Raw genomic sequence first — 26,756 nt, 5'->3', positions numbered from 1 at the left:
AGCAGATGATCGGCCTCGATCCGACCACCGCGATTGCCGAGCCCAGGCGCAGCCCGCAGGTCAGGGAAGACCTCGGCTGGGCCGACCTGCGCGGGGCGCTCGCGGCCGGTTGGGCTGATTTTCTCGCCATGCCGGGTTTCGGGCTGTTTTTCGGCGGGGTGTATGTTGTGGCGGGCCTCGCGATTGGCTGGGCCACGATCACCGGCGGGAGCCTTACCTGGCTGATCCCCGCGATTGCCGGCTTCCCGCTGGTCGCGCCCTTTGTCGCAGTCGGGCTCTATGAGGCGAGCCGTCGCCGGGCGGCGGGTGAGGCGCTGTCATGGCGTGCGGTGCTGACGGCACTGAAAGGGCACGGGGACGACCAGATCCTGTCGATGGGCGTGATCGTCTTTGTCGCCTTTGCCTTCTGGATGATCGTCGCTCACGCCATTTTCGCGATCTTCGTCGGCGAAAGCGGGATGGGCCGCGATCCGCTCGCCGCGCTGATCACCGCGCCGGGGCTGGCGATGCTGGGCGTCGGGAGCGCGGTCGGCGGCGTCATGGCCTTTGCCTTTTACGCGATGACGGTCATCAGCCTGCCCTTGCTGCTGGAACGCAAGGTCGATTTTTTGACAGCGATCATCACCAGCCTTGCCGTCGTGCGCCGCAACCCGGCGGTGATGATCGGCTGGGCAGCGGTTATCGCAGTTGTGCTGTTTGCCGCATTGCTGCCGGCGTTTCTCGGACTGCTGGTCGCTCTGCCGGTGCTCGGCCATGCGACCTGGCATCTCTATGTGAGAGCCGTCGTCTAGGCCGGGATCTCCTCGCCCTTGAAGTCGAACACGCGGCCCGAATGTTCCGCCCCGAGCCCGGACAAGACCGCCAGCAGGTTCGCTGCCGCCTGATCGGGCGTGGTCAGCTGCCCTTGCGGGAGACCTGACTGGAACGGCTGCGACAAGGCGCTGTCGACCGTCCCCGGATGCAGGCCCACGATCACGCTGTCCGGATGGGTGCGCGCCATCTCCAGCGCGAAGTTGCGGATCAGCATATTGAGCGACGCCTTGCTCGCCCGGTAGGAATGCCACCCGCCGAGGCGGTTGTCGCTGATCGAGCCGACGCGGGCCGAAAGCGCCGCGAAGGTGAACGCCCGCCCGCGCGGCATCAGGGGCAGGATATGCTTGGCGATCAGCGCCGGGCCGATGGTGTTGAGCGCGAAAACCTCGGCCATGCTGCGCGCTTCAAGCCGCTTGTAGCTCCGCTCTGGCCCGGTGCCGTCGGCCAGTGTCAGAACGCCGGTCGCGATGATCACCCACTCCGGCGGATCGTCGTGCATCAGCGTGGCGGCAGTAGCGATGCTGGCTTCCTCGGCAAGATCGAAGGCAAAGGGGCAGATGGCCGCACCCGCCGGCCCTTCGCCGCTGCGTGACCCGGCGTAGATTTTGCGCGTGCCTCCGTCTGCCAAGGCGTCGCACAGCGCCCGCCCGATCCCGCCGCTCGCCCCGAACACCGCCGCTACCTGCGGGCCGTCTTTCGCCATTTTCGCTACTTGTGCCAGTTTAGTCATCGCTTACCCAAGCGCTCAGGCCCCGGCTCGGTTCCGGCAAGTGTGGCGCATTCAACCCCTGTGCGAATCCGCGCAACCAGCGCCCGCTTGCCTCACCCGGCAGAGCCGCTAGATAGGGTGCAAATTGCAACGCGGGATCACGTAATGGCGACCTTCACTCTGCCCAAGAACTCCAAGATCAACAACGCCGGCAAGGTGCACAAGGCCAGTGGGGGCCGGGTCAAGTCGTTCAAGATCTACCGCTACGATCCCGATTCCGGGCAGAACCCGCGCTATGACAAGTTCGAGATCAATCTCGACGAATGCGGGCCGATGGTTCTCGACGCGCTGTTCAAGATCAAGAACGAGATCGACCCCACCCTGACCTTCCGCCGCTCGTGCCGCGAAGGCATCTGCGGGTCTTGCTCGATGAACATGAACGGCAAGAACGGCCTTGCCTGCACCACCGCGATCGAGGACCTCAAGGGCGAGATTCGCATCACCCCGCTGCCGCACATGGACGTGATCAAGGACCTGGTGCCGGACTTCACCCATTTCTACGCCCAGTATGCGAGCATCCGCCCCTGGCTCCAGACCGTCTCGCCCACGCCGAGCGGCAAGGAGCGGCTCCAGTCGCCCGAGCAGCGCGAAAAGCTCGACGGGCTTTACGAGTGCATCCTGTGCGCCTGCTGCTCGACCTCGTGCCCGTCCTATTGGTGGAATTCCGACAAGTTCCTCGGCCCGGCGATCCTGCTGCAGGCCTATCGCTGGCTCGCCGACAGCCGTGACGAGATGACCGGCGAGCGCCTCGACGATCTCGAAGACCCGTTCCGCCTCTACCGCTGCCACACCATCATGAACTGCGCGAACGTCTGCCCCAAGGGTCTCAGCCCGGCCAAGGCGATCGCCGAAACCAAGAAGATGATGGCCGAGCGGGCTATCTGATCCGGTGAGCTTCAAGGACGACGTGTTCGAACACGGGCCTGATCCGGACAATCCCGGCTGGCACCATTGGAACCTCAAGGACGAAACGCTGTTCAACGGCGCGGTGATGGGCAAGCTCATCACCCGCGTCGATCCGGACGGGAAAGCCCGGCTCCGGATGTTCCCCGAGCGGCGCCACCTCAACCTTCAGGGCATCATCCACGGCGCGGTTACGCTCGCGCTGATCGACATTGCCCTGTTCGTCACCATGCACCGGATCGGCACCGGCAATGCCGGCCCTTCGGTGACGCTCGAGCTGTCGAGCCAGTTCGTGGGCGGCGGCGATCCGAACCGGCCGCTTGATGCCGTGACCGAAATCGTGCGCGAGACGGGCAAGCTGGTCTTCATTCGCGGGCTGGTGGTGCAGGACGAGGACGTGGTCGCCAGCTTCTCGGGCATCGTGCGCAAGATGCTGCCACGCGGCTAGCGTGACCGGTCTGCTTGCCCGCTATGACGCCCTGATCGCCCGCGGCGAACTGCGCGCCGATCCCGACCAGCGCGCCGCGGCCGAGCGCCTCGCCCGGCTTCAGGACGAGCTCGAAGCACCGCCGCCCCCCAAACGCTGGTATGCCGCGATCCTCGGCAGCGGCCCGACCCTACCCGACCCGCGCGGGGTTTACCTGTGGGGCGGCGTGGGGCGCGGCAAGTCGATGCTGATGGATCTGTTCGTCGACACCCTCGGCATCCCAAGGAAGCGGCGCGTCCACTTCCACGCCTTCATGCTCGAACTCGACCGCCGCATCACCGCGGCGCGCAAGGCGGAGCGGCAAGACCCCCTGGCGAGTGTTGCGCTGGCGATGGCGCAGGAGGTGCGCTGTCTCGCCTTCGACGAGATGGTCGTCACCAACACCGCCGATGCCGCAATCATGGGCCGTTTCTTCAAGTCGCTGATGGAGGCTGGCACGGTGATCGTCACCACCTCCAACCGCCCACCGCGCGATCTTTACAAGGATGGGCTCAACCGCTCGCTGTTCCTGCCCTTCATCGATCTGGTCGAGGCGCGCATGGATGTGCTGAGTTTGAACGGCCCGGTCGATTACCGCCTTGATCGCATTGGCGGTCTGGCAATGTGGCACGCTCCGTTTGGCGACGCGGCAACGGCCAAGGTGCGCGAGGCGTTTTTCCGCCTCACCGACTTCGAGCCCGAAGACGCCGCCCACGTGCCCTCGGGCGAACTCGATCTGGGTGGCGGGCGCAGTCTCCATGTCCCCAAGAGCCTCAAGGGCGTGGGTGTCTTCAGCTTCAAGAAGCTGTGCGCCGAGAACCGCGGGGCAGCCGATTACCTCGCCATTGCCCGCGCGTTCCATACCGTGATCCTCGTCGGCATCCCGAAGATGGGGCCGGAGAACCGCAACGAGGCGATCCGCTTCACCAAGCTGATCGACGCGCTCTACGAACACCGGGTCAAGCTGTTCGTGACCGCCGCCGCACTGCCGGAGGAGCTCTACCAGACGGGTGACGGCGCCTTCGAGTTCGAACGCACGGTGAGCCGCTTGAACGAAATGCAGAGCGACGCCTATATGGCGCTCGGGCACGGTGCTGAGGGCTAGGCACTCACGCCCAGCTGCCCCAACGACTTCTCCAGCATCAAGAGCTGCCACAGGGTACGCGAATGATCCGCGCGGCCCGCGATATGGGCCTCGGCCAGCCCTGCGATGGCCTTGGGATTGAAGAACCCCGTCTGCGCCAGACTGCCGCTCGCAATGCTCCGCGCAGCGCCCGCCAGCGGCCCCCTCAGCCATTCGGCGATGGGAGTGACGAAGCCCTGCTTGGGCCGGTAGAGAATGTCGTGGGGCAGATAGCGTTCGAGGCTTTTCTTGAGCAGGTGCTTGCCCACGCTGCCCTTGACCCGCATCCGTTCGGGCAGCCGTGCCGCGAACTCCACGAGGCGGTGATCGAGGAGCGGCTCGCGCGCTTCGAGGCTCACCGCCATGCTGGTGCGGTCGACCTTGGTGAGGATATCGCCGGGCATCCAGAAGGTGAGATCAGCATATTGCGCCCGGTCGAGGCCCGAACGCCCCGGCGCGCCGCGCATCAGCGCGATCAGCTCGTCCTCGGCGCGGAAGCCTGCAAGGCTGGCGGCGAAGCTGTCGGAATAAAGCGCCGCCCGCGCGCCCGGCAGCGTGACCGAAAGCCCGCGCGCATAGCCCTCCTCCCCGCTCTCGGCCAATGCCAGCAGGGTCGCCTTGGCGCGCAAGGGGCGCGGCGCCCAATCGGCCTTGGGCCACGCCCGGCCTAATGCGCCGAACAGGGGGGCGCGCAGGCCAGCGGGCAGGACTGAGCGTGCGCGTTCCTCGTGGTGGTGGAATACCTGTCGGCGGTATCCGGCAAAAGCCTCGTCCGCCCCGTCCCCTGACAGCGCCACCGTCACCCGCTCGCGCGCCAATTGGCACACGCGCCATGTCGGCAGCGCCGACGCGTCGGCGAAGGGCTCGTCGAACATCTCGGCGAGCTGGTCGATGGCGGAAAAATCGTCGGTCGCAACGATGCGTTCGGCATGGTCCGCGCCGAACTTGGCCGCGACCTGACGGGCGTAGGAGGTCTCGTCATAGGCTGCGACATCGAAGCCGATCGAGCAGGTTTGCACCGGAGACGCGCTCGCCTCGGCCATCAGCGCGACCACGCCCGAGGAATCGACCCCGCCCGACAGGAACGCCCCCAAGGGAACGTCAGCCACCATCCGCGAACGCACGCCTTCACGCAGCAGGTGGACGAGCTGGGCCGACAGATCGGCCTCGCTCCCGCGTTCGCGCTCGGTGAAGGATATGTCCCACCAGCGCTGCGGGCGGGCTGGCGGCTTGCCCTGTTCCAGCAGCAAGAAGTGCCCGGCGGGCAGTTTTTCGACCCCGGCAAGGATCGAATGACTGTCAGGCACATAGCCCCAGGCCATATAGGCCTCGATCGCCTGGGGGTTGACCCGGCGGCGCAGCAGCGGGTGGGCAAGCAAGCCCTTCAGTTCCGACGCAAAGGCGATGCTGCCATCCGACAGATGGGCAAGGAACAGCGGCTTCACTCCGAAGCGGTCGCGGGCCAGAAACAGCCGCCGGGTGGCCAGATCGAAGATTGCGAAGGCGAACATCCCGTCGAGCCGCGACAGGCAATCCGGCCCCCATTTCTGCCAAGCCGCAAGGATCACCTCGGTGTCGCCGCTCGTGCGGAAGGTGAAGCCAGCCTGCTCCAGCTCGGCGCGCAAGGCGCGGAAGTTGTAGATCTCGCCGTTGAAGACGATCACCGCGCGGCCATCGGGGCTGTGCATCGGCTGCGGCGAACCGGCAAGGTCGATGATCGACAGACGGCGGTGGCCAAGGCCGACGCCGTGATCGGTCCACACCCCTGCCCCATCCGGCCCGCGATGCGCCAGCGCATCACACATTCGCACGACCCGCGCCGGATCAACCGGCTTGGGGTTCTCGGCATGGAAGATCCCGGCAATTCCGCACATCGTCCAAGCGGCCTAGAGCAGCGTGGCCACGGCGGCAATCGCGGCCATGGTGACGATCGCGATCACGGCCCGGCTCGGCGCGGTTGTCAGCGCCTCGGTGCGCGTGAGCCAGTTCCAGCGAGCGATGGTCTCGGGCGGCCAGCCATAATCGTCCGGCTGCCGGTCGAAAAAGCGCCAAGCCGCGCCAAGCATTGCCATGACCACGATAGCAAAGAAGATCCAGCCATAGACGATGTGATCGAAACCGCTCGCCCGCTCGGCTCCGACGAATTGCGCGACGTAGATCGTCGCCCATGCCCGCACGCCGTTGGCAAGGATCGGGACGATCACGCAGGCGGCAAGGAAGGCGATCCGCGCGCGCCTGTGCTGGAACCGGGTGAAGGCGACCAGCACGCCAAGCGTGACCATCGCGATCAGGAACTTCACCCCGGAACACGCCTCGGCCACGATGAACAGCCCGGCGGGGGTGTGAATGTAGATCCCGTCGATCCGAGCCGCCACGCCGCTTGCATGGGTCAGCGCGATGGCGATGTCGGCGGTTATCATCTGCAAGGGCGGGATGATCTCGTCGCCAAAGGGCACGAGGGAGGCCATGCAGGCGAGTGGCAGAGCGAGCAGCACACTCACCCGCACACCGAGAAGTGCAACCACCGCGGCCTGTAGCGCCGCGACGGCCCCCGCCTCGGCAACAAGGTTGATGCCGAGGCGCGTTCCCGCGGTCCATAGCGCGAGCCCTGCCGCCACCAGGCCAAGCCCCGGCCAGAACGGTTGCGGCACCATTGCGGCCAGTTCCTCTTCCTTCAGCGCCACCAGCCAGGCGATGATGAAAGGGACAAGCAAGAGATGGCTGTAAGTGTCGATGTTCCACCACTGGTGCCACATCGCGCCCCACGCTGGCGCGGTAATCGCCAGCAAGGCGGCGGCCGCCAGCGCCAGGGCGCCAAGCGGTGCCTTCCAGGCTGCGGGAAGCCTTGTGCCGGGCATCGGTCCGCCATTGAGAGCGGCAGCTTCAGGCGGCATGGCGCGCTTTCTCGCTGCGCGATTGCGAGGGCTGGCCGATCAATCCGGCAAGCGGGGCCATCATCGCCTCCCAGCCATGATGCTCGAGCACAAAGCGCCGCGCCGCCGCGCCGATCCGGACGGGCGCTTCGGCGTCTTCAAGCAGGCCCGCGATCCGCGCGGCCATGGCCTCAGGTGCAGGCGGGCTCAGCAGCCAATGCGCGCCGTCCTCGGCTGCAATCCCGGTGGCCGCATCAGGGGTGAGCACCACGGGCTTCGCCATCGCCATGGCCTCCAGCACCTTGTTCTGCACCCCGCGCGCAATCAGCAGCGGGGCGAGCACGGCGTCGGCTGCGGCGATGAAGGGACGCACGTCGGGCACCGCACCCCAGACATGGACACCCGGCGTGCCATGATGCGCCATCAGCGCACGGGTCGGGTTGCGCCCCACGACATGGAAGGTCGCATTCGGGTGCTTGGCTCGCAGGAGCGGCATAAGCGCCTCGATCACCCACAGCGCCGCCTGCTCGTTGGGGCGGTAATCCATCTGGCCGGTGAAGGTGAAGTGCGGCCCCGCCCCGCTTGTGAGCGCGGGATGCGGCGCGGATGCGGCGGGGTCGAAAAACCCGGCATCAATGCCATTGCCGATCACCTGCACATGGGCTGCGTCCGGTGAGGTCAGGCGGCTGCGATAGAGTGCAGCCTCGGCCTTGGAGATCAGGATCGTCGCATCGGCCCGCCGGCCAAGCCGTTCCTCTTCCGCCGCCAGCAGCCGCGCCTCGCGGGCGTTGAGCCACACGCGCTCGCCCGCGGCGGCGTAAGATTCGAACTTCGCACTATCCACATCGCACAGGTCGATGACGACGCGGCCGGTGAAGTCCGCCGGCACATACTGCCCCATCTGCCCGGAAAAGACGACGATGGCCTCGATCCCCTCGCGGGCGATTGTCTCGCGCACCCAGGCGGCAAGCCTGCGGCTGTGGAACGCGGTGAGGCTGACCGGCTTGCCTGTCACCATCGCCTCGACCCCCGCCAGCGGCAGGGGCTTGGCGCGCGGCACGATGCAAGAGGAGGCCGCAAGCGCATCGAGCGCGTCGTCCCCGCCGCCATCCTCATTGGCAAAGCAGCCCACATGGACAGGGCCAAGCCGGGCGAGCGCAGCGAGCAGGTGGTGTGAGCGGATGCGGTCGCCCCGGTCGGGCGGAAACGGCACGCGGTGGGCGAGGAACAGGATCCCTGCCATCACGCCAGCCCGCGCGCGATCCACGGCCCCACAAGATTGGCGACCGGAAGCGGCAGCCGTTTCCACAATTCGATCTTGCGGCTGTAGCTCGCGTCGGTGGGATCGATGTTGCGCGGCGGCGCGCCCGGGGCGGTCCAGGCACAATAGGTCAGCGGCTGCGGCTCGAAGCCCCAGTTCTTCTTGAAGGCGAAAGGCCCGCTCCCGGTCTTGGAGCGACCGAAGTCGAAACGGCTCATGCCCTGCTGCCGGGCGTGCAGCATCAGTGCATAATACATTACCTCGTTCGCCCGCGCGCCCCGCGCTGCAAACACGCCCCCGCCCCAGAAGGGCATCACCGCGCCATCGTGATAGAAGCTCAGCACGCTCGCCAGCGGGGTATCGTCCTGCCAGACGGTAAGAATGTCGCTCTTGTCGGGAAAGGCCTCCAGCATCGCGGCAAACAGCGAACGCGGGAACACCGGCGTGCCGAGATTGCGCACGCTGGCGCTGTAACAGGCATAATGCGCGGCGAGGTCTTCCTTGGCTCGCCCCACCGTGACACGGTGGCCAAAACCCAGCCCCTTGCGCACTTCGGCACGGGCCTTGCGCGGAATCGCGAGCAGCTCTGCTTCATCGTCGCTGGCAAGCGCACGTTCGAAGCCGCAATGCTTGTCCGACCACGCCTCCCAGCCTGCGGGAACAGGCCCGCCGCGCAGTTCGATGCCGCCAAATCCGGCGCGGCGCGCGTAATCCTGCGCGCCCTCGGCGAGCGCCTGCATGGCGCTGTCGCTCGCGGCGATGATCCCGCCTGCCACGCCAAATCCGCTGGAAACCAGCGCCTTGCCGAACAGGGCCGAGCGCACTTCGGTGAGCGGCAGCCAGCCTGTCAGCACGCCCATGCGTTCGGCCACCAGCCCGCCAGCGCGCTGGCCGGTGCCGGCTTCGACCGCCTTGAGCCAGGCGGGACTGTGGAACAGGCTCGCGCCCGCTTCGGCGACAAAGCCCGCGATCCGGCGCGCTTCGCCCGGATCACGCCAGTCGGCGACGCGCACCACTTCGCCGGATTTCACCGGCGCATTCATTCCGCCGCCTCGGCCTCGGCCGGTTCGGGCAGCACCAGCGGCTCTGCCCGCGCAGCTTCACGGTGGGCGACCAGATCCATCCGGCCCCAGCGAAAATCATGCACCAGCTCGCGCAGCTTGCCCGCCATCTTGGCAAGGCCCGTATAGTGCCGGAAGCGCGAACGCAGCGGCGCATGGCCGACGCGCGGCTGCTGCGGATCGACCTCCCACGGGTGGAAATAGAACACCGCCGGACGGCCATCGCTGCGGTTGACCTGACGGATCGCCCAGCGCGAAAAGGCATAGGGCAGCACGCGGAAGAACCCGCCCCCGCCCGCCGCCACACGCCGCCCGCCGAGGATCGCGGTCGTCACCGGAATTTCGATCATCGACGACCACGGCAGAGGCCGGAAGGCAAAGCGCGGCGCTTCGGGCCAGCCATAGTGATCGTGCACCACCGGCGCGACGCTGCTCGAATAGACGTAGCCCTGCTCGGCCAGTTCGGCGAAGGCCCAGGGCGTGCGGTGATCGATCGAGAAGCTCGGTGCCCGGTAGCCCTTGACCGCGACCCCGCAGCAATCCTCGATCACCTCGCGCGCCCTGCGAATATCCTCGCCGAACTCCTTGCGCGTGAAGGTGAACACCCGCGCATGGTCATAGCCGTGGCTGGCAATCTCGTGCCCGGCATCGACGATCCGGCGGATCATGTTGGGATGGCGCTGCGCCACCCAGCCCAGCGTGAAGAAGGTCGCGCTGACATCGGCTTCGGCGAACAGATCGATCACGCGGTAGACATTGTCTTCCACGCGGGTCTTGATGCTGTCCCACTCTCCGCGGGCAATGACGTTCTCGAAGGCGCCGACCTGAAACCAGTCCTCGACATCGACCGACAGGCCGTTGACGATGCCATTGTGGAGGTCAGAGCCGGGAAACTCGGGAAAGGGCGCGTTCATGCTCAGGCGGCCCTGCGCGACGGGTCTTCCTCAAGCCACTCGATCAGCATGGTGAGCACGTGGCGGAAGGATTGCTCCTGTTCCTCAAGCCGCGCCTCGATCCGTTCGAGCGCCGAGGCAAGGCGAGCCTCGGCCACCTGCGCCTCCTCGGGATTGAGGGCCTCGCCCTCGCCGGTCCGACGGGCGAGACCTGCGGCCTGCAATTCGCCGATCGCCGCTTCAAGCTCGGCCGTGCGCGCATCGCGCTCGGCGAGCAGCGCGGCGACTTCGGTCGCGGGCAGGCTGCCCTGCGGCGGCGGCACGGCCGCAGGCGCGGCTTCGGGTGCCGCGCGCAGATCGCTGCCACCGCGCGCGCCGCGGTTCTGATCGGCGGCCATCTCGGCAATCACATCGCCCAGCATGGCAAGCGTCAGTTCCTCGCGCTCCTCGATCACGCCGAGCAGCAGCAGGCGGTTCATCACCTGGTTGACCCGGCGCGGGATGCCGTCGGTATGGCGGTAGAGCCCTTCCAGCAGCCCTGCGGCAAAGGCCGGCCGTCCATTCCAACCCACGTGCTGAAGGCGGTGGCGGACATAGGCCTCGACCTCGCTCTCATCGAGCGCTTCAAGATGGTGCGAGGCGATGATGCGCTGGCGCAGCTGCTCGAGATCGGGATGATGTGCCACGGTGCGGCGGAATTCGGGCTGGCCCAGCAGCAGCGATTGCAGCAGCGGATGCGCGCCCAGCTGGAAGTTGGAGAGCATCCGCAGCTCTTCCAGCGCGGTCAGATCGAGGTTCTGGCATTCGTCCACCACCAGCAGGCAGCGGCGACCGGCGCGGGCCTCGTCCTGCAGGAAGCGTTCGATGGCGCCCAGCGCTCCGGCCTTGTCATGCCCTTCGACATGAAGCCCGAAGGCCTGTGCAACGACGTGGACGATCTCGGCCCCGTCGAGCGCCGAAGTGACGACCTGCGCGACGCTCAGGGCATTGGGGTCGATCCGCTCCATCAGATGCGCGACCAGGGTCGACTTGCCTGCACCGACCTCGCCGGTGATGACGATGAAGCCCTCACCCTGCACCAGGCCATAGCCCAGATAGCTCATCGCCTTCTTGTGGCTGGTGCTCTCGAAATAGAACTGCGGATCAGGGGTCAGCTGGAAGGGGCGCCCGGTGAAGCCGTAGAATTGTTCGTACATGAGCCGCGTGTCCCGATCAGAAGTTGTAGCGCAGGCCGACCAGCGCGGTGGCGAAGGCGAAGTCTTCGGCGGTGAATTCGCTGTCGAACCAGTCGACCGCGATCGCCGCCCGGCCGACGAGGCGCTGGGTGATGGCCTGGTTGTAAGCAGCAGAGGCACCCACGGCGGTGACGTCGTTGGTGTTGCCGGCGGCGTCGAACCAGTTGACGTAGGCGTTGGTGGTCAGGCTCGCGTCCTGCCCGATCTGGCGGGTGAGGCCGCCGACCACGTAATAGCTTTCGTCGGTGAGGCCGTTGACCGGGGCGAGCACGGTGCCCGCTGCCGCAATGAAGGTGCGCCGGTCATAGCCCGCGCCCAGCGCCGCGACGGTGCGGCCCATGGTGCGCTGGTACGAAGCGCGCACCCCGCGCCCGCGGAACGCCGCCGACCGGGTCGAGCCGAGCCCGCCGATCAGCGCCTGCCCCTCGGTGCCGGTGACGATCCCGGCAAAGTCGCCGGTCACCGGATTGCGGATCGCCTGGAAATCACTGTCGAGCCCGGCGAGCGCATTGTTGAGCACCCCGCCAAAGCCGCTGACCCCGTCATAGGCCGACACCGCAAAGGCGCTGCGCTGGTTGGGGACATAGGTGAAGGTGCCGTAATAGGTGGTCGAATCGTACCGCCGCCCGACCGCCGCCTGAAGATTGGTGCGCGACGATGGGCGCCACAGCACGCCCACATCCCACAGCAGCCCGTCGACATCGAAGGCGATCCGGCGCGGCGCATTGGGATCGGTGACAAAGCGGCCATCGGCCCCGATCACCGGCACGCCATTGGCATCGCGCACCGCATCGCGGCTGGAAATCTCGACATCCTCGTAACCCGCGCCCGCCACCAGCGCGAGGCTCTGGCTGACCGGCACGGTCACATCGCCGCGCACGTAAAGGTCACGCACGCGCTGATCGAGATTGCCGATGTCTTCCTGAAAGCCGCCTGCGGTGACCGCAAGGCCCACCGGCAGCGGCTCGCCCGGGCGGGTGGCGGCGCGCAGCTGACCCATATAGGTCACGCTGTCATCGAACACGTCGACCGCCTGCCCCTGCTGGGTCACCAGCGCATCATCGGCCTCGAAGCGGTTGTAGCCGACGCGGGCCACACCCTGCACGGCGACATCGCCGACGCGGGTGTTGAGGCTCGGTCCGGCATAGGCGGAATAGATCCGGCTTTCGGCATCCTCGCGCACCAGCGGGTTGGCGGTGGTGCCGCCGCCTGCGTCAATCCGGCTGCGCGAGGCGAGCGCGCCAGCCTCAAGGCTGAGCTTGCCCGGCACCACGCCCAGCGTGCCGCGCGCGACCCCGCTGATGGTGTTGCTGTCGACGCTGTCGTCGCCATAGCCGATATTGCGTTCATAGCGCACCGAGACGGCAGCGCCCGAATTGCGGCCCTGCACGTTGATGTCGACGCCTGCGGCCACCTGCGTGAAGGTGACGACGTCGTTGCCCGGGCTGATCTCGGCGGAGACCACCTGCCCGACTTCGATATAGGGCTGCACCACGCGGTTGGCGCGCTGGCCGGGGACGTCGCCGCCCTGCCCGGCTCCGGCGCCGCCTTGCGCCTGTGCGAAAGCGGGCGCGGCATGGCCCGCCGCAGCCAGCGCCGCCAGCGTCAGTGCCGATGTGAGAATGCGGGGGAGCATCGCTTACCTTCCCTTCGTGCCATAAGTGCCGAAGCGCCGCCCCGAGGGGCTGTAGCGCGCGGCATTCAGCAGCAATTTGATATCCGCGCAGGCCGAGAGCAGCTGCTGTGCGTCTTCCAGCGCAGCGCGGCTCGTCTCGTCGGCACGCACCACCAGCAAGGCCTGCCCGACATGCTGGGCGAGTTCTGCGGCGGGCGATGCGGCGAGCGCGGGGGGCGTGTCGAAAATCACGATCCGGTCAGGCGCGCCCACGGTGAGGCGGTCGAGCACCGCGCCGGTGCGGGCGCTCGCCAGATATTCGGCATCGCGCGAGGTTGCGGTGCCCGCCGGCAGCACGAACAGCCCTTCGATATCGGTGCGGATCACGAGGTTTTCCGGCGCAATCGACGGATCGGCGAGCGCGTCCATCAGGCCTTGCTCGGCCTCGATCCCGAAGCGCTGGGTGACGCTCGGCTTGACCACATCGGCATCGACCAGCAGCACCTCAAGCCCGCGCTCGGCAGCGAGCGCGATCGCGAGGTTGGTGGCGCAATAGGTCTTGCCCTCGCCCGGATGCGGCGAGCAGACCAGGATGCGGCGGGCCAGCGCGCTGGCACCGGCGCGGGCATCGGCCAGAAGCTCGCGCTTGACGATGCGGAACTCTTCGAGAAGCCCGGTCACCGGGTCTTCGGGCACGATCAACCCGCCATCGCGCAGATGTTCGCGGTCGATCCGCGCAAACGGCCCCGCAAAGGCCACCGCGCGCGGTGCCTCTGCGGCAGGCTTGGCCGGTTCGGCGACGGGCTGCGGCGCAGGCGCCTTGGCGAAAGACGGCGCGGCAGGCTGGGGCGCGGCTTGCGGCGCGGCTTGCGGCTGGGGGGCCGGACGGCGCAGCGCCTGTGGCACCGGCGGCACGTCAATCGGCACGGGGGGCAGCTTCAGCCCTTCGCGGCGCGGATCGAGCCCGAAGGCCGCGTCCGCCCGCTCGAACAGCGAGGCGGGCCTTGCGCCATCCCGGTTGATCTTGCTGTTGTCGGTCATCGTGTGTCCCCCCTCACGCAATCGATCCGACCGAGACGACCTCGATCGCGAGCAGGATCACGAACATCGCGCCAAGCCCTGCGCAGGCTCCGGCAAACTGCTTCAGCCGCTTTTTCTCGGCCGCGCGCGCCGCTTCGGAAATGGTCAGCGAGATCGAACCGATCACCGGCAGATCGAAGCTGCGCTCCAGCTTCTGCGGGGTGGCAAAGCTCGACTTCAATTGCCCCATCGCATAGGCTCCCGCCACGCCTGCCCCGAGGCCGACGATCAGCACGCCCAGCAGCAGCAACGGGCGGTTGGGTGCGGCGGGCTTTTGCGGGACGCTCGGCTGCTGGATCACGTCGAAGCGGAACTGGCTCGCCTTGTCCTCGACCTTGCCGCGTGTCTTCAGCGCCTCGCGGTCCTGCAGCAGCTTTTCGTAGTTCTGGCGCAGCACGTCGTAATCGCGGCTGATGCGGTTGGCTTCGGCGGCGACGGTCGGCTCGCTCGCCTGGCTCGCCATCAGCGCGGCGAAGTTGCTCTGGAGCGCGGCGCGGCGGGCTTGCAAGGCTTCGACACTCGCCTGACGCTCGCTCCTGATCGCGATCAGCGAGGCATAGGCGGGGTTGGGCGTGCCGCCCACATCATCGCCCGCGCCTGCGGCCTGACGGGTCAGGATCGCGACCTGCTTGGTGGTGGAGACGACATCGGGGTGGCTGTCGGTGAGGCCGCGGGCGCGCAGTTCGGCGAGCTGAGTCTGCGCCTGGAGCAGCGCCGCGCGCGGGCCCATCGCCGGGCCGCCGCCACCGGGCAGCGTGCGCGGGGTGCTCGCCAGCTGCGAACCGATCGCCGCCAGCCCGCTTTCCGCCGCCGCCAGATCAGCATCGACATTGCGCAGTTCGGTGCGCGCCTGCTGCACCTTGGCCGACAGCGTTTCCGAGCCGCCGACAAGATCGGGATATTGCGCCTCGAACGCCAGACGGCGCTGTTCGGCCTGTTCCAGCTCAAGCTTGCGCTCGTCCAGCTGGCGGTCGAGATCGCCAATCGCGGTGCTGATCCCGGTGCGGTTGCCGATCACGTGCTCCTCGCGCAGGATGTCGAGCAGCTTCTGCACCACATCGCGCGCCAGCACGGCGTTCTCGGCATCGCCCAGATCGCCCTTGCCGATCTCGGCGGTGATTTCGAACAGGTTGTCCTGCTCGCTCGTCACCTTGACCTTCTTTTCCAGCTCGCTGATCGCCGCATCCAGCGCGCCGCGCTCGGTGATGCCTTCGCCAAGGCGCGTGGAGGTGATGACCTTTTCGAGATTCTTCGCGCTCGACAGCGTCTGGCGCACGCGCATGATCTCTTCCTTGCCGTCCCCGGCAATGCCGAGCTGCTTGGAGAGCACATCCTGCACGTCGACATAGACGCGCGCCTTGCTTTCGAAGGTGTTGGGGATCATGCTGACGACCAGCCACCCCAGCACGCACACACCCCACGCGACCGCAATCGCGATCCAGCGCCGGTGCCAGACCGACCAGAGCGCCGCGCGCAATTCGTCGAAGATATCGCTCATGCCCCCGCGCGCCCCTTAGAACCGGCTCTCGGGGATGATGATGGTATCGCCGGGCTTGAGCATGACATTGGCCGAGGCATCGCCCTTGCGGATGAGGTCAGCCAGACGCAGGCGGTATTCGGTCTGCGTGCCGGTCTCGCGGTTGAGCCGGATCAGCTTGGCGCGATTGCCAGCGGCAAATTCGCCAAGGCCGCCCACCGCGATCATCGCGTCCAATGCCGTCATGTTGGCGCGGAACGGCAGCGAGGCGGGCTGCGGCGTCGCGCCGATGATGCGCACCTGCTGGGTGAAGTTGCCTTCCGGCGTGTTGACGATGACCGAGACGATCGGCTGTTCGATATACTTGGACAGCTCGCCGGCGATGTAGGTCTGGAGTTCGGTCGCGGTCTTGCCCACGGCCGGGATGTCCTGCACCAGCGGGATCGTCAGGCGGCCATCGGGGCGCACCCGCACCTTGTCGGCGCTGAGTTCGGGGTTGCGCCAGACGTGAATGGTGATCTCGTCCAATGGCCCGATGGTGTATTCCTCGGACGGTGCGACCGAACCATCGCCATAGCTTGCCGCAGGAAGCTCCTTGCCGCCCCCTGCACAGGCGCCGAGCAAGGCAGCGCCGATCGCCAGGCTTGCGAGATGCTTGAAGGGCAGATGATGGGTCATTGGTGGTCGATCCTTGGCCAGTTCTTGCGGGCGCCGCGTTAACGCGCAGGAGCGACCTGCGACACGGGAGCGCCCGGATATCGGGGCTTGTGTCGCAGGATTTGGTGAACATCTGGTTAGTTATACAGCGCCAAATCCCGCCCTATCCCGGATCGGGACAGCGGCCTGGCAGGGGTTAACGCAGCCGAGCGAGCCGCGTGTCAGACCAGCATTTCAGCCGCTGGCCCATGGCCGAGAAAGGCGCTCGGGCTGGCGCTCGCACCATAGGCGCCGGCACAGAACACCGCGACCAGATCGCCCACCTCGGCGTGCGGCATCATGGCATTGTCGGCGAGCCGATCGAGCGGGGTGCACAGGCAGCCGACGATGTTGACTTCTTCCGTCGGCTCCGCCCCGTAACGTGTTGCAATCGCTGACGGATAGTTGCGACGCACGACCGTGCCGAAATTGCCCGATGCGGCCAGCTGGTGATGCAGCCCGCCATCGGTGACGAGGAAGGTGGTGCCGTGGCTGTCCTTGCGGTCGATCACGCGGCACAGGTACACCCCCGCCTCGCCGACGAGATAGCGGCCCATTTCCATGCACAATTCGGTCTCCGCCAGCGTGGGCGGCAGGTCTGCGACCCGCTCGGCCAGCGCCGCGCCGACCTTGGGGAGATCGACTGGCGTGTCGCCGGGGAAATAGGGTATGCCCAGCCCCCCGCCCATGTTGAGCTTGGGGCAGCCGTGGCCGATTGCCTCGGTCAGCTCCGCCGCCAGAGCGAGGACATTGGCCTGCGCCTCGATGATCGCATCGGCGCTGAGGGTCTGGCTGCCGGTGAAGATGTGCAGGCCGCGCCATTCGGCCCCCTCGCCGATCAGCCGCCGCGCGAGAGCGGGCACCTTGTCGGCATCGACCCCGAACTGCTTGGCCCCGCCGCCCATCTTCATGCCCGATCCGGTCATGACAAAGCTGGGGTTCACCCGGATCGCGATGCGCGGGGGCGTGCCCAGACGTTGCCCGATGGCAAGCGCGCGCACCCCCTCGCCCTCGCTCTCGCAATTGAGCGTCACGCCAGCGGCAATCGCGGCCTCAAGCTCGTCGTCACGCTTGCCCGGCCCGGCAAAGCTGATCCGCCGGGGGTCGATCCCCGCCGCAATGCAGAGCGCCAATTCGCCTGACGAGGCAATGTCGAACCCGTCGACCAGTGGCGCCATGTGCGCGATCACCAGCGGGTGCGGGTTGGCCTTTACGGCATAATTCACCCCCACCCGCGCTGGCAGTGCCGCGCGCAATTGCGCCACCCGCGCATCGAGCAGCGCGCGCGAATAGACGAACAGCGGCGTGCGCCCCGCCTCGGCCACCAGCGCGCTTGCGGTCTTGCCGCCGATGGCAAGCTCGCCGTCCAGCGTCTCGTAACCGGCAGGGATCGGGCCGACGGGCTTCATTCGCCATATTCCTTGTTGAGCTGCGCCTGCAGCGCGGTGCGGTCGATCTTGCCGTTGGGGTTCAGCGGCATCGCTTCGCGCCAGTGAATGTGCTGAGGCTGCATGAAATTGGGAAGATCGCGCTGGAGCCGTTTCGGCAGTTCCTCCGCCCCCGCCGGATCGCCGCGCACCACCAGATGCACCGCCTGCCCGAGACGCGGATGGGGCACGCCCAGCGCCACCGCCTCGGCAGCAAGCCCGGTGGCGAGTGCGGCTTCCTCGATCTCCTGCGGGCTGATGCGGTTGCCCGCGCTCTTGATCATCGCATCGCGCCGCCCGGCGAAATAGAGCAATCCACCCGCCTCGCGCTTGACCCGGTCGCCCGAGTACACCGCCATCCCGCCATAGGTGGACGCAGCGGGTGCGGGCTTGAAGCGCTCCGCCGAGCGTTCCGGGTCTTGCCAATAGCCTTGCGCCACCAGCGGGCCGCAATGCACCAGCTCGCCCTCCTCGCTATCGGCGGCGACTTCGCCCGCGTCGTTCACCACGAGGATCTCGGCAAAGGGGATCGCCTTGCCCATCGAGGTCGGGTGGGTATCGACCAGCGCGGGATCGAGATAGGTCGAACGGAACGCTTCGGTCAGGCCATACATCGGGAACAGCCGCGCCTGCGGGAACAGGCCGCGCAGGGATCGCACCAGATCGACCGTGAGCGCCCCGCCGCTATTGGTCAGCCGCCGTAGCGGCGCGCTGGCCTCGGGCGGCCAGTCGATCTCGGTCAGCTGCACCCACAAGGGCGGCACGGCGGCGAGCGTCGTCACTCCATGCCTGGCGCAGGCCTTGGCGACATCCTTGGGGAACAGGAAATCAAGCGGCACCACGCAGCCGCCCGCATACCAGGTGCTCAGAAGCTGGTTCTGCCCGTAATCGAAGGACAGCGGCAGCACGGCGAGCGTCACGTCGTCCTCGGCAAGTCCAAGGTAATGCGCCACGCTCACCGCGCCGAGCCACATATTGGCATGGCTCAGCATCACCCCCTTGGGGCGGCCGGTCGAACCCGAGGTGTAGAGGATCGCGGCAAGGTCCGCCGGATCAGCCGCAGACGGGCCAAGCTCGCGCCCCGCCGCTTCTGCCGCCGCCAGCGCCTCGCCCTCGCCCAGCGCGGCGCAGCCGGGGGGCAGATCGCCGGGTTCGAGCGAGGCAAGCCGCGAGCCGGTGCCGATCAGCAGCCGCGTGCCGCTGTCAGCCAGAATATGCGCCACCTGCGCGCGTTTCAGCAGCGGATTCACCGGCACATGAACCAGCCCGGCCCGCGCCGCCGCCAGCGGCAGCAGGCAGGTCAGCTCGCCCTTCGCGGCCCAGGTTGCGACCCGCGCACCCTTGTCGGGCACCATCTGCGCCAGCCATCCGGCCAACCGAGCAACACGCAACCTTAACTGATTGTGGTTAAGCGTGCCCTCGCGCAGCACCAGCGCCGGGCTCTCCCCACGCCCCGCCGCCCCGGCCAGTTCGGCCAGGTGATCGAGCGGAAAGGGGAGCGGATCGGGCAGTTGCGGCATAGTCAGGAGCATTCTTTTCCAGTGATCGAAGCGCGGTATCACGATAGCGTTAACGTCTTGCAAGCGCTGACTGCGCCGCAAGCGACCGCGCCCTTTGACCGGGCCGAGTGGTTTGCGCTGCTCGCCGAGACGGGGCTTGTCCCGCTGGTCGCGATGGCGGGCGATGGCGAGGCGACCGCAGCGCTTGCGCTGACCAGCGATCGTGGGCGGATCACCCCCTTACGCAACTGGTACAGCTTCACCTGGCGCGAGCTCGCCCCGCCCGGCCCAGCGGGCGACCGGCTGCTCGAAGCGATCGCGCGGCAATTGAAAAGCCGCGGCTGGCGCGTGACGCTCGAACCGGTGCCGGGCGAGGATGGCTCGGCTGACCGGCTCGCCCGCGCCTTCCGGGCGGCAGGCTGGCAGGTCGCAGTCGAGCCTTGCGATATCAACCACATCCTCCCCGTGCGCGGGCGCAGCTTTGCCGAATATTGGGAGACCCGCCCCGGCCCCTTGCGCACCACGCTGAAGCGCAAGGCGAAGAAGGTCGAGGTCGAGGTGCTCACCCGCTTCGATGCAGACGTCTGGGCTGATTACGAGGCGATCTACGCCGCCAGCTGGAAACCCGCCGAAGATCAGCCCGCCATGCTGCGCGCTTTTGCGCAAAGCGAGGGCGAGGCCGGTCGCTTGCGTCTGGGTGTCGCGCGGGCAGAAGGGCTGGCGGTCGCCGCGCAATGCTGGACGGTCGAGAACGGCATCGCCTACATCCACAAGCTCGCCCATCTCGAAAGCCACAAGCCGCTGTCGGCCGGAACCACGCTGACCGCCGCGCTGTTTGCCCATGTGATCGACGTCGACACAGTCGCCCTCGTCGACTTCGGCACGGGCGACCAAAGCTACAAGGCCGACTGGATGGAGGAGGTGCGCCCCCGGTTCCGGATCGACTGTCTCGATCGTGGACAGCCCAAAGCATGGGCGCCGCTGGCCAAGCGTCTGCTCGCTGGGGCGCGCGCGTGACGCTGTGCGACGCTTGCACCGGGGCACCGGCATGGCTAAGCCCCGCGGCCATCCGCCGTTGACAGGGATTTGGGCGATCCGATGACTTCACTTCCGACCATGCCAGGCGAAGCCGCCGAGGCTGCGCTTGATCAGGAACTCAAGGGCTTGATCGCCGATGTCCTCGGGCTTGACCCGGCGCAGGCGGCCGCCTTCGGCCCTGAATCGGGCCTGTTCGGCCACCTGCCCGAACTGGATTCGATGGCGGTCGCAGGCCTTCTGACCGAAATGGAAGACCGGCTCGGCATCGTGATCGAAGACGATGATGTCGATGGCGAGATGCTCGAGACCTATGGCGGGCTGCTGGCCTTCGCCAAGGCCAAGCTCGCCGACAGTTAAGTCCCCGCGTGGGCATGATCTCGACCTGGACGCCCACCGGCGCGGATGGCGCGGGCCGGGAGGAACTGCTGGTCGCCTTCGATCAGGGGCGCCAGCGGCGGGTGCTGGTGTGTCCGGCGTGGTTCGACGAGGCGAACAAGCTGCGTCGCTTCACGGTCGAGGTGATGCGGCGGCTCGACCGCGCCGGGATCGACAGTTTTTTGCCCGACTTGCCCGGCTGCAATGACAGCCTCACCCCACTGGCGGTGCAGACGCTCGCCGGATGGCAGGCGGGCATGGCAACCGCAGCGCAGCAGTTCGCGGCCACCCATGTTCTGGCGATCCGCGCGGGCGCGCTGGTTACCCCCGACCACCTGCCCGGTTGGCACTATGCCCCGCAATCCGGCCCCAAGCTGCTGCGCGGCATGATCCGTGCGCGCACCATCGCCGCGCGTGAGGCAGGCCGCGAGGAACGCGCCGAAGCGCTGCTGGCGCTGGGCCGGACCGAGGGGCTGACGCTGGGCGGCTGGTCGCTTGGCGCCGGGCTCATCCAGAGCCTTGCCGATGCCGAGCCGCGGCTTTCCGATGGTCAGACCGAGATCGCCCAATCCGCCATCGGCGGCCCGGGCCTGTGGCTGCGCGCAGAACCCGATGACGATTCCGCGCAGGCCGATCGTCTCGCCGCCCTGATTGCCGATTCCATCGCAGGATCAGCGGGATGAGCCGTCTGTCGCTGACCTTCGCTTGCGGCAATCAGACGCTTGCCGGGACGCTCGACACCGCGCCGGGCAGCAGCGGCCTGCTGATCGTGACCGGCGGCAACGAGATCCGCAGCGGTGCCTTTGGCGGGCAGGCGGCGATGGCCGCGCGGATTGCGCAGGCGGGCTTCCCGGTGTTCCGCTTCGATCGCCGCGGAATCGGCGACAGCGAAGGCGAAAATCGCGGTTTTCGTCATTCGGCCAAGGACATCGCCGCCGCGCTCGATGCCTTTCGGGCGATGGTGCCGCAAATGTCGCGGGTGGTGGCTTTCGGCAATTGCGATGCGGCCTCGGCGCTGATGCTGGCAGGCGGCGCGGGGATGGATACGCTGGTGCTGTCCAATCCGTGGACGATCGAACAGGACAGCGCCAGCGGTGCGACCGACGATACCCCGCCCCCCGCAGCGATCCGCGCTCGCTACCTCGAGAAGCTCACAAACCCGCGTGAAGTCATGCGGTTGCTGGGCGGCGGTGTGAACCTGCGCAAGCTTGCGCATGGGATCAGACAGGCGCTCAGCCCGCCCCCGCCACCGTCCAGCCTTGCACAGGACATGGCCGCAGGCCTCGCGGGTTTCGGCGGAGAGGTTGCCATCCTGCTGGCGACGGCTGACCGCACCGCGCAGGTGTTCGAAGGGGCATGGAACAAGGCCGATCCCCGCATCCGCCGCTGCGAGGGCGCGGGCCATGCCTATGTCGAGCCCGAGCACAGCGCGTGGCTTGATGCGCAGCTGCTTGAAATGCTGCGCGCCTAGCGCTCGAACAGGCTCACCAGCTCGACATGGGTCGACCAGCGGAACTGGCCGACCGGCCGCAGCCGCGTCAGCCGGAAGCCCGCCTCGCCCAGCACCGCCGCATCGCGGGCCCAGCTTGAGGGGTTGCAGCTGACATAGACCACCCGGCTGAGGGTACTCCGGGCGATTTCCGCGACTTGCGCCCGCGCTCCGGCCCGCGGCGGATCGAGCACGACCGCGTCGAAACGGTTCAACTCGTCCGGCTGCAAAGGGCTGCGAAACAGATCGCGGTGCAAGGCAAGAACCTGCCCCCCGGCGCGCGCGCCTGCGGTCTTGCAGGCGAGATGCGCCGCACGCTCGGCCTCGACCGCGAGCACCTTGCGAGCACCATCGTCCTTGGCTCTCAACCCGAAGGCAAAAGTGCCAAGGCCCGCAAACAGATCGGCCACGACCCGCGCCTCGCCCAGCCAGGCCCGCGCATCGGCGACCATCTGTTCCTGCGCATCATCGGTTGCCTGAAGGAAAGCGCCCGGCGGCAGGCCGACCGGCACGCCCGACAGCGTCACCGTGACCGGCTCCGGCTCCCACACCGTCTCAGGCGCGTAGCCCTGATCGATCGCAAGCCGGGCAAGCTGATGGTCGCGCGCAAAATCGAGCGCCGCCTCGGTCGGGCCGAGCCCCTCGAGCGGGAAGTGCGACAGCCCCACCTCAACCCCCTGATCGGCGCGCGTGAGGTCGATCCCCACCATCCCCTTGGGGCCGTGGGCGGCGACAAACTGGCGCAGCGGCGCAATCAGCGCGGCAAGATCAGGGTGGAGCACCGGGCACTCGGCCAGATCGACCACCTTGTGCGAACCGCCCTCGCGGTAGCCGAGCACCGCGCCCCGCGCCGTGCGCAGGGCGTGCAGCCCGGCGCGGCGACGGGTGTGCGGGGGCGAAAGGTGGACGGGGAGCAGCTCGTCCGGTTCAAGCCCCTGCCCGCGCGCGGCATTGACCACCCGGTCCCGCACGAAGTCAGAAAGCACCTCATCATCAGCGTGTTGCAGCTGACATCCGCCACAGGTTGCGAAGTGACGACACGGCGGCGTCTGGTGATGCGGGCCGGGCGTGATTACGCCCGCGGCATCCACCTGATCACCGGGCACTGCCCCTGCCACATGGCGGCCCGAGGGGGTCACGCCGTCGCCCTTGGCGGCGAGGCGAATGATGATTTCGGAATTGCTCACCCGCAGGCCGCTAGCGCCTCTGGCACCCTTTGGGCAAGCTGCGTCGGGCTGAACGCCGCCCCTGCGCGCCTTGCGGCCTCTCCATGAAGCCACAGCGCAGCGCAGGCCGCGGTGAAAGGATCGTCTCCGGTCGCCATGCGGCTTGCGGCGATCCCCGCCAGCACGTCCCCGGTTCCGGCCACTGAAAGCCAGCTGGATGCAGGCGGTGCCAGCGCGAGGCGGCCATCGGGCGAAGCCACGCAGCTGTCCGGCCCCTTGGCCAGCACCATCATCCCGCTTGTCCGGGCCAGCGCCAGGGCTCGGGCGCGCCGCCCTTCCGCAATCACGCCAAAGCTGCGGCACAGCGCCGCAAGCTCGCCATCATGCGGGGTGGCAAGGAGTGGCTGACCCTGCCGCAGCATCGCCGGCCCGAGCAGCATCAGGGCGTCGGCATCAACCACCAGCGCCCGGCTGGCCGCAAGCGCAGCCGTCAGCCGCATGGCCGCCGCCGCATCGCGCCCCAGCCCCGGCCCGACCAGCACCGCCGCCATCCGCGGATCGGCGAGCGCCTGTTCGAGCGGCGCGGTATCGCTCACCACATCGGGCGGGGTGCGCGGGTCGGCGGCCTCAGCCAAGAGCCGGACATAGCCTGCCCCTGCCCCCTGCGCCGCGCTCGCCGCCAAGAGGCTCGCGCCGGGCATGGCGCCCGCGACGATCCCGAGCAGCCCGCGGCGATACTTGTGGCTGTCGCGCGCTGGGGCGGGAATGGAGGGTCGCTCCACCAGCTGCGCCGCACCTTCGACCGCCCCGATCCCGATCGGCACACACCGCATCTGCCCCATCAGCGCGCGGCCCGGCAGGCTCCAATGCGCCAGCTTCCACGCCCCCAGCGCAAGCGTCAGATCATAGGCCGGGAGCCGATCATTCAGCAAGGCGCCGCTATCCGTGGCGATCCCCGAGGGCAGATCAACCGCCACGCGGTAACGGTGCCGCGCGGCCAGATCGCGCAGCATCAGCGCGTGTTCGGGGACCAAGGGGCGCGACAGGCCCGATCCGAACAGGCAATCGACGAAGACATCACCCGCAGCGCCACCGCCTGCCGTTGCGACCGGCCCGTTCCAGCGCGCGCGGGCCTCACGCGCGGCATCGGTGGTCGAATCTAGCGGTGCGATGACGCTGACCGCATTGCCCGCCTCTCGCAAAAGCCGTGCGATAACATAGCCATCGCCGCCATTGTTGCCGGGGCCGCACAGCACCGTCACCGCCCGGCCCGCCGCGACCCGGCGCACCCACTCGGCAGCGCCACCAGCGGCAATCTCCATCAATGCGCTGACGCTCACTCCTGCATCGAACAGTGCCTGTTCGGCAGCGCGCATCTGCGCGGCGGTGAGAACCTGCGCGCTTGTCACTGCGGCGGCGGGGCCAGCAGCCTGCGGGGGATGCGATAGCGATCCGCCCCGATGGCAAAGGCAAGCGCGCCCTCATCGTCCGCTTCGATAACCAGCGGATCGGCCCCGTCACGCGGGGTGAGCGTTCCGGTAGCAGGATCGCGCGCCAGGCGACGAAACCCGCCATCGGGGTGGTGGAGGACGATCTCGCCCCCGCCCGCCACCACTTCGAGGGTGCAGACCGGCGAGAACGCAGCCCCCGCGCCCAGCGCACATTCGACCTCGTCGCCGGGAGGCGGCGGGCTCTCCCCGGCCCCGCAGGCCGCCAGCAGAACCGTCAGTCCAAGGGCGTTAAATATCCGCAAAGACATGGGTTTCCGCCTTGGCTCCCGGATGGGTGAGCGCGCCATAGCGGGCCTTGCCAACGACCTGACTGTAACGCCACAGCGCGCCTGACTGGTAATCATTGGTTCGCGGCTGCCACTTGGCGCGGCGGGCGGCCAGCACGTCTTCGGGAACGTCGAGGTCGATCGTGCCCGCCACCGCATCGATCGAAATGATGTCGCCATCCTCGACCAGCGCAATCGGGCCGCCGTCTGCGGCTTCCGGGCCGACATGGCCGATGCAGAAGCCGCGGGTCGCGCCCGAGAAACGCCCGTCGGTGATCAGCGCAACCTTCTCGCCCATGCCTTGCCCGTAGAGCGCGGCGGTGGTCGAGAGCATCTCGCGCATTCCGGGACCGCCCTTCGGGCCTTCGTAGCGGATCACGATCACCGCGCCTTCCTTGATCTGCCGCGCTTCGACCGCGGCAAAGCAATCCTCCTCGCAATCGAACACCTGCGCAGGGCCGGTGAACTGAAGCCGCGCCATCCCGGCGACCTTCACGATGGCCCCGTCGGGCGCAAGGCTGCCCTTGAGGCCAACCACGCCGCCGGTGGGGCTGAGCGGGGTCTTTACGTCGTAGATCACCTTCTGGTCGGGGTTCCAGGTGACCTGATCGATGTTCTCGGCCAAGGTCTTGCCCGTCACGGTCATGCAATCGCCGTGGAGGAGGCCGTTTTCGAGCATCGTCTTCATCAGCATATAGACGCCGCCCGCGTCGTACATATCCTTGGCGACGTAACGCCCGCCGGGTTGCAGATCGGCGATGTAGGGGGTGGTCTTGAAGATCTCCGCGACATCGAACAGGTCGAAGGCGATACCCGCCTCGCTCGCCATCGCAGGCAGGTGCAGCCCCGCATTGGTCGAGCCCCCGGTCGCAGCGACAACACGCGCTGCATTTTCAAAGGCTTCGCGGGTACAAATGTCACGCGGCCTCAAGTTCATCGCGAGCAGTTCCATCACCTGCTTGCCTGCCGCCGTCGCGATTTCGGCGCGGTTCTGATAGGGCGCGGGCACCATGTTGCTGTTGGGCAGGGACAGCCCGATCGCCTCGCCCACGCAGGCCATGGTGTTGGCGGTGTACTGGCCACCGCAGGCGCCATGCCCCGGACAGGCCACCTTTTCGAGCGCGATCAGATCCTTGAGCGGGCAGTTCCCCGCGGCATATTGCCCCACCGCCTCGAACACGTCCTTTACCGTCACATCCTTGCCGTCATAGCTCCCCGGCAGGATCGAGCCGCCATAGACGAAGATCGACGGCACGTTGAGCCGCAGCATCGCCATCATCATGCCCGGCAGGCTCTTGTCGCAGCCCGCGAACCCGACGAGCGCGTCATAGCAGTGCCCGCGCATCGAAAGCTCGATGGAATCGGCAATCACCTCGCGGCTGATCAGCGAGGACTTCATCCCCTGGTGGCCCATCGCGATGCCGTCGGTGACGGTGATGGTGTTGAACCGCCGCGGGGTGCCGCCGCCGGCGATCACGCCCTCGCGGCAGACATCGGCCTGAGCGTTGAGGGTGGTGTTGCAGGGTGCGGAATCATTGCCTGCACTGACCACGCCGACGAAGGGCGCGGCGATCTCTTCCTCGGTCATGCCCATCGCGTAGTAGTAGGAGCGATGCGGCGCGCGCTCCGGGCCGACCGAGACGTGGCGGCTGGGGAGCTTCGACTTGTCAAACTTCTGCGACATAAGATTTCCCGTTGGCGGCAATTTACGACACGCCCT

General features: G+C 67.7%; 25 protein-coding genes. 8 read left to right on the top strand and 17 right to left on the bottom strand.

The genetic code is table 11. The features are described 5' to 3' along the window. Positions 1 to 5 precede the first annotated feature (5 nt). The gene (locus PS060_RS13355; RefSeq protein WP_273983811.1) at positions 6 to 791 is read left to right on the top strand and encodes a DUF2189 domain-containing protein; all 786 of its coding nucleotides are present in this window, start codon (positions 6 to 8) and stop codon (positions 789 to 791) included. Here PS060_RS13355 and PS060_RS13350 read toward each other — a convergent pair. Next, complete coding sequence (locus PS060_RS13350; RefSeq protein WP_273983809.1) at positions 788 to 1,516, bottom strand: SDR family NAD(P)-dependent oxidoreductase; 729 nt, start codon at positions 1,514 to 1,516, stop codon at positions 788 to 790. The two genes, PS060_RS13355 and PS060_RS13350, sit on opposite strands and share 4 nt — an antisense overlap. A 171-nt stretch (positions 1,517 to 1,687) precedes the next feature. Between PS060_RS13350 and PS060_RS13345 the strand changes: the two genes are divergently transcribed. The 3 genes from PS060_RS13345 to zapE are packed head-to-tail and all read left to right on the top strand — an operon-like array spanning position 1,688 to position 4,056. Beyond that, complete coding sequence (locus PS060_RS13345) at positions 1,688 to 2,467, top strand: succinate dehydrogenase iron-sulfur subunit (protein ID WP_273983808.1); 780 nt, start codon at positions 1,688 to 1,690, stop codon at positions 2,465 to 2,467. A gap of 4 nt (positions 2,468 to 2,471) precedes the next feature. Continuing rightward, positions 2,472 to 2,933 carry a PaaI family thioesterase gene (locus PS060_RS13340; RefSeq protein ID WP_273983807.1) on the top strand — a complete coding sequence of 154 codons (462 nt, stop codon included), beginning with the start codon at positions 2,472 to 2,474 and terminating at the stop codon, positions 2,931 to 2,933. Position 2,934: 1 nt separating this feature from the next. Then, entirely contained in the window at positions 2,935 to 4,056 is a 1,122-nt protein-coding gene (zapE, locus tag PS060_RS13335) for a cell division protein ZapE (RefSeq protein WP_273983806.1), read from the top strand. On the opposite strand, the gene PS060_RS13330 is transcribed toward zapE, so the two are convergent. The 12 genes from PS060_RS13330 to PS060_RS13275 all read right to left on the bottom strand — a co-directional run bounded on the left by PS060_RS13330 (position 4,053) and on the right by PS060_RS13275 (position 19,212). Further along, on the bottom strand, positions 4,053 to 5,948 hold the full coding sequence (locus tag PS060_RS13330; RefSeq protein ID WP_273983804.1) for an XrtA/PEP-CTERM system amidotransferase: 1,896 nt from the start codon (positions 5,946 to 5,948) through the stop codon (positions 4,053 to 4,055). The two genes, zapE and PS060_RS13330, sit on opposite strands and share 4 nt — an antisense overlap. Positions 5,949 to 5,960: 12 nt before the next feature. After that, complete coding sequence (gene xrtA, locus PS060_RS13325; RefSeq protein ID WP_273983803.1) at positions 5,961 to 6,968, bottom strand: exosortase A; 1,008 nt, start codon at positions 6,966 to 6,968, stop codon at positions 5,961 to 5,963. After that, entirely contained in the window at positions 6,958 to 8,190 is a 1,233-nt protein-coding gene (locus PS060_RS13320; RefSeq protein ID WP_273983802.1) for a TIGR03087 family PEP-CTERM/XrtA system glycosyltransferase, read from the bottom strand. The genes xrtA and PS060_RS13320 overlap by 11 nt, the downstream gene beginning before the upstream one ends. Beyond that, complete coding sequence (locus PS060_RS13315) at positions 8,190 to 9,251, bottom strand: FemAB family XrtA/PEP-CTERM system-associated protein (RefSeq protein ID WP_273983800.1); 1,062 nt, start codon at positions 9,249 to 9,251, stop codon at positions 8,190 to 8,192. Before PS060_RS13315 ends, PS060_RS13320 begins: the two co-directional genes overlap by 1 nt. Beyond that, positions 9,248 to 10,183 carry an XrtA system polysaccharide deacetylase gene (locus tag PS060_RS13310; protein ID WP_273983798.1) on the bottom strand — a complete coding sequence of 312 codons (936 nt, stop codon included), beginning with the start codon at positions 10,181 to 10,183 and terminating at the stop codon, positions 9,248 to 9,250. The genes PS060_RS13315 and PS060_RS13310 overlap by 4 nt, the downstream gene beginning before the upstream one ends. A gap of 2 nt (positions 10,184 to 10,185) precedes the next feature. After that, positions 10,186 to 11,358: an XrtA/PEP-CTERM system-associated ATPase gene (locus tag PS060_RS13305; RefSeq protein WP_273983797.1), complete on the bottom strand. Its 1,173-nt coding sequence runs from the start codon at positions 11,356 to 11,358 to the stop codon at positions 10,186 to 10,188. Positions 11,359 to 11,374: 16 nt separating this feature from the next. Continuing rightward, complete coding sequence (locus tag PS060_RS13300; protein WP_273983795.1) at positions 11,375 to 13,033, bottom strand: preprotein translocase subunit YajC; 1,659 nt, start codon at positions 13,031 to 13,033, stop codon at positions 11,375 to 11,377. A gap of 3 nt (positions 13,034 to 13,036) precedes the next feature. Continuing rightward, the gene (locus PS060_RS13295) at positions 13,037 to 14,053 is read right to left on the bottom strand and encodes an AAA family ATPase (protein ID WP_273983794.1); all 1,017 of its coding nucleotides are present in this window, start codon (positions 14,051 to 14,053) and stop codon (positions 13,037 to 13,039) included. A gap of 13 nt (positions 14,054 to 14,066) precedes the next feature. Beyond that, positions 14,067 to 15,590: an XrtA system polysaccharide chain length determinant gene (locus PS060_RS13290; RefSeq protein ID WP_273983793.1), complete on the bottom strand. Its 1,524-nt coding sequence runs from the start codon at positions 15,588 to 15,590 to the stop codon at positions 14,067 to 14,069. 15 nt (positions 15,591 to 15,605) lie between these two features. Then, positions 15,606 to 16,247 (bottom strand): XrtA/PEP-CTERM system exopolysaccharide export protein, encoded by a 642-nt coding sequence (locus tag PS060_RS13285; RefSeq protein ID WP_273983792.1) that lies wholly within the window; start codon positions 16,245 to 16,247, stop codon positions 15,606 to 15,608. Positions 16,248 to 16,447: 200 nt separating this feature from the next. After that, positions 16,448 to 17,674 (bottom strand): pyridoxal-dependent decarboxylase, exosortase A system-associated, encoded by a 1,227-nt coding sequence (locus PS060_RS13280; RefSeq protein WP_273983791.1) that lies wholly within the window; start codon positions 17,672 to 17,674, stop codon positions 16,448 to 16,450. After that, complete coding sequence (locus PS060_RS13275) at positions 17,671 to 19,212, bottom strand: acyl-CoA ligase (AMP-forming), exosortase A system-associated (protein ID WP_273986920.1); 1,542 nt, start codon at positions 19,210 to 19,212, stop codon at positions 17,671 to 17,673. The genes PS060_RS13280 and PS060_RS13275 overlap by 4 nt, the downstream gene beginning before the upstream one ends. A gap of 21 nt (positions 19,213 to 19,233) precedes the next feature. Here PS060_RS13275 and PS060_RS13270 point away from each other — a divergent pair, with 21 nt between their 5' ends. The 4 genes from PS060_RS13270 (at position 19,234) to PS060_RS13255 (ending at position 22,075) form a co-directional block, all read left to right on the top strand. Beyond that, a complete protein-coding gene (locus PS060_RS13270; protein WP_273983789.1) occupies positions 19,234 to 20,208 on the top strand; it encodes a GNAT family N-acetyltransferase in 975 nt (324 codons plus the stop codon). An 81-nt stretch (positions 20,209 to 20,289) separates the two neighbouring features. Then, positions 20,290 to 20,586 (top strand): acyl carrier protein, encoded by a 297-nt coding sequence (locus PS060_RS13265; protein WP_273983788.1) that lies wholly within the window; start codon positions 20,290 to 20,292, stop codon positions 20,584 to 20,586. A 14-nt stretch (positions 20,587 to 20,600) separates the two neighbouring features. Then, positions 20,601 to 21,287, top strand: a complete 687-nt coding sequence (locus PS060_RS13260) for a hypothetical protein (RefSeq protein WP_273983786.1) — start codon at positions 20,601 to 20,603, stop codon at positions 21,285 to 21,287. Beyond that, the gene (locus tag PS060_RS13255; protein ID WP_273983784.1) at positions 21,284 to 22,075 is read left to right on the top strand and encodes a hydrolase 1, exosortase A system-associated; all 792 of its coding nucleotides are present in this window, start codon (positions 21,284 to 21,286) and stop codon (positions 22,073 to 22,075) included. Before PS060_RS13260 ends, PS060_RS13255 begins: the two co-directional genes overlap by 4 nt. Here the strand turns inward: PS060_RS13255 and PS060_RS13250 are convergent. From PS060_RS13250 to ilvD, 4 genes are read right to left on the bottom strand one after another with little or no spacing between them, the layout of a single operon-like run. Continuing rightward, positions 22,072 to 23,280: a class I SAM-dependent RNA methyltransferase gene (locus PS060_RS13250; protein ID WP_273983783.1), complete on the bottom strand. Its 1,209-nt coding sequence runs from the start codon at positions 23,278 to 23,280 to the stop codon at positions 22,072 to 22,074. The two genes, PS060_RS13255 and PS060_RS13250, sit on opposite strands and share 4 nt — an antisense overlap. Continuing rightward, entirely contained in the window at positions 23,277 to 24,668 is a 1,392-nt protein-coding gene (locus tag PS060_RS13245) for an NAD(P)H-hydrate epimerase (RefSeq protein WP_273983782.1), read from the bottom strand. The genes PS060_RS13250 and PS060_RS13245 overlap by 4 nt, the downstream gene beginning before the upstream one ends. Next, positions 24,665 to 25,018 (bottom strand): hypothetical protein, encoded by a 354-nt coding sequence (locus PS060_RS13240; RefSeq protein WP_273983780.1) that lies wholly within the window; start codon positions 25,016 to 25,018, stop codon positions 24,665 to 24,667. The genes PS060_RS13245 and PS060_RS13240 overlap by 4 nt, the downstream gene beginning before the upstream one ends. After that, the gene (gene ilvD, locus PS060_RS13235) at positions 24,999 to 26,720 is read right to left on the bottom strand and encodes a dihydroxy-acid dehydratase (protein WP_273983778.1); all 1,722 of its coding nucleotides are present in this window, start codon (positions 26,718 to 26,720) and stop codon (positions 24,999 to 25,001) included. Before ilvD ends, PS060_RS13240 begins: the two co-directional genes overlap by 20 nt. Positions 26,721 to 26,756: the final 36 nt, after the last annotated feature.

The sequence above is a fragment of the Erythrobacter sp. BLCC-B19 genome (assembly GCF_028621955.1).
Taxonomy (GTDB): Bacteria; Pseudomonadota; Alphaproteobacteria; order Sphingomonadales; family Sphingomonadaceae; genus Erythrobacter.
The sequence above is the reverse complement of the archived record's forward strand: the minus strand, read 5'-3'. Positions and strand labels throughout refer to the sequence as shown.

Coding starts and splice junctions, on each gene's coding strand:
- PS060_RS13355 (WP_273983811.1), top strand. CDS start 6: ATGATCGGCCTCGATCCGACCACCGCGATTGCCGAGCCCAGGCGCAGC.
- PS060_RS13350 (WP_273983809.1), bottom strand. CDS start 1,516: ATGGCGAAAGACGGCCCGCAGGTAGCGGCGGTGTTCGGGGCGAGCGGC.
- PS060_RS13345 (WP_273983808.1), top strand. CDS start 1,688: ATGGCGACCTTCACTCTGCCCAAGAACTCCAAGATCAACAACGCCGGC.
- PS060_RS13330 (WP_273983804.1), bottom strand. CDS start 5,948: ATGTGCGGAATTGCCGGGATCTTCCATGCCGAGAACCCCAAGCCGGTT.
- xrtA (WP_273983803.1), bottom strand. CDS start 6,968: ATGCCGCCTGAAGCTGCCGCTCTCAATGGCGGACCGATGCCCGGCACA.
- PS060_RS13320 (WP_273983802.1), bottom strand. CDS start 8,190: ATGGCAGGGATCCTGTTCCTCGCCCACCGCGTGCCGTTTCCGCCCGAC.
- PS060_RS13315 (WP_273983800.1), bottom strand. CDS start 9,251: ATGAATGCGCCGGTGAAATCCGGCGAAGTGGTGCGCGTCGCCGACTGG.
- PS060_RS13310 (WP_273983798.1), bottom strand. CDS start 10,183: ATGAACGCGCCCTTTCCCGAGTTTCCCGGCTCTGACCTCCACAATGGC.
- PS060_RS13305 (WP_273983797.1), bottom strand. CDS start 11,358: ATGTACGAACAATTCTACGGCTTCACCGGGCGCCCCTTCCAGCTGACC.
- PS060_RS13300 (WP_273983795.1), bottom strand. CDS start 13,033: ATGCTCCCCCGCATTCTCACATCGGCACTGACGCTGGCGGCGCTGGCT.
- PS060_RS13295 (WP_273983794.1), bottom strand. CDS start 14,053: ATGACCGACAACAGCAAGATCAACCGGGATGGCGCAAGGCCCGCCTCG.
- PS060_RS13290 (WP_273983793.1), bottom strand. CDS start 15,590: ATGAGCGATATCTTCGACGAATTGCGCGCGGCGCTCTGGTCGGTCTGG.
- PS060_RS13285 (WP_273983792.1), bottom strand. CDS start 16,247: ATGACCCATCATCTGCCCTTCAAGCATCTCGCAAGCCTGGCGATCGGC.
- PS060_RS13280 (WP_273983791.1), bottom strand. CDS start 17,674: ATGAAGCCCGTCGGCCCGATCCCTGCCGGTTACGAGACGCTGGACGGC.
- PS060_RS13275 (WP_273986920.1), bottom strand. CDS start 19,212: ATGCCGCAACTGCCCGATCCGCTCCCCTTTCCGCTCGATCACCTGGCC.
- PS060_RS13265 (WP_273983788.1), top strand. CDS start 20,290: ATGACTTCACTTCCGACCATGCCAGGCGAAGCCGCCGAGGCTGCGCTT.
- PS060_RS13260 (WP_273983786.1), top strand. CDS start 20,601: ATGATCTCGACCTGGACGCCCACCGGCGCGGATGGCGCGGGCCGGGAG.
- PS060_RS13255 (WP_273983784.1), top strand. CDS start 21,284: ATGAGCCGTCTGTCGCTGACCTTCGCTTGCGGCAATCAGACGCTTGCC.
- PS060_RS13240 (WP_273983780.1), bottom strand. CDS start 25,018: ATGTCTTTGCGGATATTTAACGCCCTTGGACTGACGGTTCTGCTGGCG.
- ilvD (WP_273983778.1), bottom strand. CDS start 26,720: ATGTCGCAGAAGTTTGACAAGTCGAAGCTCCCCAGCCGCCACGTCTCG.